This is a genomic window from Syntrophales bacterium (assembly GCA_030655775.1).
Taxonomy (GTDB): Bacteria; Desulfobacterota; Syntrophia; order Syntrophales; family JADFWA01; genus JAUSPI01.
Genome location: JAUSPI010000221.1, coordinates 1 through 4,183 on the forward strand (window position 1 = coordinate 1; position 4,183 = coordinate 4,183).

The 4,183-nt window shown below is 45.0% G+C and carries 8 protein-coding genes; 5 read left to right on the forward strand and 3 right to left on the reverse strand.

All coding sequences use genetic code 11. The features are described 5' to 3' along the window. Positions 1 to 204, forward strand: a 204-nt coding sequence (locus Q7J27_12300; protein ID MDO9529919.1) for a hypothetical protein, incomplete at its 5' end; no start/stop codon positions are given. Here Q7J27_12300 and ltrA read toward each other — a convergent pair. The 3 genes from ltrA to Q7J27_12315 form a co-directional block, all read right to left on the reverse strand. After that, entirely contained in the window at positions 201 to 1,511 is a 1,311-nt protein-coding gene (gene ltrA, locus Q7J27_12305; GenBank protein MDO9529920.1) for a group II intron reverse transcriptase/maturase, read from the reverse strand. The two genes, Q7J27_12300 and ltrA, sit on opposite strands and share 4 nt — an antisense overlap. A 26-nt stretch (positions 1,512 to 1,537) precedes the next feature. Further along, a complete protein-coding gene (locus Q7J27_12310) occupies positions 1,538 to 1,717 on the reverse strand; it encodes a hypothetical protein (GenBank protein ID MDO9529921.1) in 180 nt (59 codons plus the stop codon). 121 nt (positions 1,718 to 1,838) lie between these two features. Next, complete coding sequence (locus Q7J27_12315; GenBank protein ID MDO9529922.1) at positions 1,839 to 2,099, reverse strand: hypothetical protein; 261 nt, start codon at positions 2,097 to 2,099, stop codon at positions 1,839 to 1,841. Between the two features lie 230 nt (positions 2,100 to 2,329). On the opposite strand from Q7J27_12315, the gene Q7J27_12320 reads away from it, so the two are divergent. The 4 genes from Q7J27_12320 to Q7J27_12335 all read left to right on the forward strand — a co-directional run bounded on the left by Q7J27_12320 (position 2,330) and on the right by Q7J27_12335 (position 4,128). After that, positions 2,330 to 2,602, forward strand: coding sequence for a hypothetical protein (locus tag Q7J27_12320; protein ID MDO9529923.1), 273 nt, complete (start codon positions 2,330 to 2,332; stop codon positions 2,600 to 2,602). Between the two features lies 1 nt (position 2,603). Continuing rightward, positions 2,604 to 2,912: a hypothetical protein gene (locus Q7J27_12325; GenBank protein ID MDO9529924.1), complete on the forward strand. Its 309-nt coding sequence runs from the start codon at positions 2,604 to 2,606 to the stop codon at positions 2,910 to 2,912. After that, entirely contained in the window at positions 2,913 to 3,686 is a 774-nt protein-coding gene (locus Q7J27_12330) for a hypothetical protein (GenBank protein ID MDO9529925.1), read from the forward strand. A gap of 193 nt (positions 3,687 to 3,879) precedes the next feature. Further along, positions 3,880 to 4,128, forward strand: coding sequence for a hypothetical protein (locus Q7J27_12335; protein ID MDO9529926.1), 249 nt, complete (start codon positions 3,880 to 3,882; stop codon positions 4,126 to 4,128). Positions 4,129 to 4,183 lie beyond the last annotated feature (55 nt).

A 4,183-nucleotide genomic window follows, 5' to 3' on the forward strand; every position in this document is an offset into this window, starting at 1 on the left:
AGCCTCTATGTGTTCAGAATAACTCCGGGTGTTTTCATAAAGCCGCATTTTCACAAAACACATGATGAAAGTATATATTTCATTAAAGGGCCTGCGCAGATGTTAATAAATATCGGGATAGGACTCCCCATCACTGAGGAGCCCTCCCACACCACCTGGCATACCGATCGGTACCTCGGCGGTTCGGCTGATCAGGCAGATTAACTTCCGGGTAAGAATAAACCAAGATCAAGGAAATATTTATTAGGCAAAGCGATAATCACCCATTTAACCCTGCTCATACGCCAATGCTTCTTGCGGGCATTCCCACACAGTACCGCGTGCCTGTGAGATATCCCCTGTTTGAGCAGGTTTCGGATTTTAGTTCTGGGATTCTTCCATTGTTTCCAAAGAAGACACCGTAATCGTCTAATTATCCAGCCCTTCAAGGATTTAAAGATATATCGGGCTTCTGTCAGGCAGTAATAGTTCCACCAGCCTTTCAGATACAGATTCAGTTTATAGATTATCTGAGCCATACTTTTACCGCAATTGCGGTCGGTCAGTTCCCGAACTCTTTCCTTGAAGCGCTTAATCGTCTTCTTGTGAATCCGGATCTTTGTCTGACCACACATACTGATAAAAGTGAACCCTAAAAATTTGCGCAGCCATGGACGACTGACTGCACTTTTCTCTTCATTGACCTTGAGTTTAAGCTTCCTGGTTATGAAATTTGTAATGCTTTTCATAACTCGCTCAGCAGCTTTCCTGCTCTTGAGATATATGACAAAATCATCGGCGTACCTGACAAAATTGAGTCCTCTTTTCTCCAGCTCCTTATCCAGTTCATCAAGAACTATATTGGAAAGCAGCGGAGAGAGAGGGCCACCTTGAGGAGTACCCTCAAGTGAAGGTAAGACAAGACCTTCGATCATTATTCCGGCTGTCAGATATCTTCGGATTAACTTTAAAACTCGTTTATCCTTTATCCTTGTAGCCAGTCTGCTCATCAAATGGTCATGATTCACCCTGTCGAAAAATTTTGACAGATCCATATCGACAATATGCTTATATCCTGAAAGCAGGTAACTTTTGGCCCTGAGTACAGCATCATGGGCAGACCTTCCCGGTCTGAATCCATAACTGGAATCAGAAAAGGTCGGGTCCCAAATCTGTTGCAGAATCTGGGCTATTGCTTGCTGGATCAGACGATCCAGAACTGTGGGAATTCCAAGCAGTCTTACACCACCGTCCGGTTTTGGGATTTCTTTCCTTTTAACCGGAAGTGGTTTGTAAGTACCGTTTAACAGGTCTTCCCTGATTTTAAGCCAGTGACGTCTGAGGTATCCAGGTAACTGATCAACAGTCATGTTATCGATCCCGGGTGCCCCTTTATTATCACGGACTCGCTTTAATGCTTTAAACATATTCCCCCGTTCAAGGATTGTTTCCATGAGCCGGGAACCCTCTGCCGGATGTTCGGTAATCACAAACGCTACAGTTATTTCAGACGACTGCTGCATTATAACCATAAGTACTATGCTCCTACTAATCACTATCATTTACCCGTACTGTTCAGTCCGGGCACCGTTCGGGCCTTCGCCGGGGTGAGTCCTCCGTGGTGTTCACGGCTCGTTTCTCCTGCGGCTACTATGCCCTCTGCTGACTTCTTCCATGCGGTCGGAGCAGGTTGCCCTGCCCTCAGCCACTTTCTGCCGCATGCGACATCCCGTGGCACATGAAAGACCTCCCGGGGTAAACACACGTCTTTCAGCACGTAAGCGCCGAGTATACGGGCATTGCTTATAATGGATAGAGGACTTAACCTTGTGTTGCAGGCTGGTCCCGCAAATGCACGCCTAACTCGATTTCTGTTCGTCACCCCGTGCTTTTGTGTTACTCCGCCTCAGCGGAGCCACTGCCTTCCGAAGCACCGTCACCGGATACCCCGTTGTGATAACACTATGCCCTTCGCCTCCATCTGGCTGGGCTTGGGACTTGCCTTGACTTCCATAATCGGAAAGTATAGGCTCACCCTTAAGACGTGTGCCGTGCCCGGCACACAACAAAGCACTCCAGCCGACCGCTGAAAGCGGCGGCTGAGTTTTAACGTTCCTCAAGGCGCTTCGCGCCTTGAGGAATACCGAGTTGCCGGATACCCGGCCGACCGAATGGTTCTCCGGCGCGGAGCGCCTTGCGAACCATTCGTTCGACCGGCAAATTTTCCGGCATAATCAGACGCTTCGCGCCCATTATACCGCTAAAATTTGCCCGTCAACTCGGCATTCGACCTCTCAAAATCATTTCTAATTTGTTGACATATGGCACACATCGTGTTTAAATATTGCATATGACATATTATAAATGGAATTATGAAAAAAATGAAAGGCTGAAAGCGGAACGTGGTCTCAGCTTTGAACAAGTCATTCTGCATATTGAACGAGGTGACCTTATCGATGTAATTGAGCACCCGAATCAATCTAAATATCCAAATCAACAAATGCTGGTTGTTAAAATTAGAGACTACGCTTATCTGGTCCCATTTATTGAAGATGAAGAGGGTAAATTTTTAAAAACAATAATTCCGAGTCGTAAAGCAACTCGTGAGTATTTGGGAGGATGAAATGGCTAAAATAAAACTCGATAAAGAAGAAAAGGAAATTCTTGATAGTTATGAACGGGGAGAATGGAAGTCTGTTAAAAATCTTAAAAAAGAAATAGAAAGACATAAAGGATACGCTCGTCAGACTTTAAAAAAAGACAAGCGAGTAAATATTAGGATTTCATCCATGGTACTTGATGAGATTCAAACAAGGGCTGTTGAAGATGGCATGCCTTATCAAACTCTGATATCCAGCATTCTGCATCGGTTTATAACTGGACGGCTTATTGAAAAACCAAGGTCGAACAAGTCATTTGAGAATGACGTGTAAATGCTAACGCATTCCCATGTAAAATCTATTCATTATCGCATCATAACAGGTGAACACGTTGACTATAAAAAAGCTTCTCCAATCAGAGAGGAAACCGACGATTTTGTTCTTAGGGTTGAAAATGATCTGGCGTCGTTTGAGATGAAGAAACATTTTTCAACGAAAGAGGATGCTAAGGACTATATTGACCCTTATCTCAAGCGATGGGAAATTTTAATTGGTTTAGCCCATGATCATAGAGATCTACGATTTGAATACAAAAATGCAGAAGTTATAGATCGTTCCCCTGATGATAAAAATTCAATAATACTTAACGTCGATCCTATTCGCATTAGTGTTTCACTTGATGCTGTGCTTCATGTGTCACGCGGACGTTTTCCATCACCTCCAAAGAACTTTGAAAACACACCCGATGTTGAAACTATGTATCTTCGCTACAAGGCCTTTAGAGAGGGAAAAGAAAGTTTACTCGCTATGGCCTACATGTGTTTAACGGTTTTAGAAACAAGTGCGGGAGGTAGGTCAAAGGCAGTATCCAAGTACTCAATATCGAAAGCCGTTTTAAATAAACTTGGAACAATTTGTTCAGAAAAAGGTGGTAAAAACCAAGATAGGAAGGCGCCAAAAAAAGGGGCTTTTGATGTACTCACTGCTTCTGAAAGTGAGTGGGTCATACAAGTTGTAAAGGCCTTAATACGCAGAGTTGGTGAATATGCCTATAGGCCAACCACATCTTTGCAAGCAATAATTATATCGGATTTCCCTCCGGTTTGATTTAAGATCGGAACCGAACCATGCCCTTCAACTCGGGCTGATGTTTCGCTGTCGCTCAACCTCAGCCGGTTAAGGGCGGCATTGGGCTTCCTACATGGTACCACTGCAAAAGACATTGACAACATGTATCCAGTAGGCTACAATTACCTCATGATTGAAATCCGCAAAACTGAAGCTTACGCAAAATGGCTCAATGGTTTGCGTGACGTCCGTGCGCGGGGTCGTATTCTGGTACGGGTCGAGCCGCTTAGCGGCCGGAAATCCTGGCGATGTTAGGCCCGTGGGTGAAGGTGTTTCAGAGTTGCGGATCGATTACGGACCCGGCTACCGGGTGTATTACAAAAAGCACGAGCATGAGATAGTAATTTTGTTGGCTGGCGGTGATAAGCGTACCCAGACCAGCGACATTAAAACTGCCTTGCGCCTTGCACGTAACCTATAGGAGCGTATCATGACCAAAACCATCACCACTCGCTACGATGTCGCCGAGCACCTTC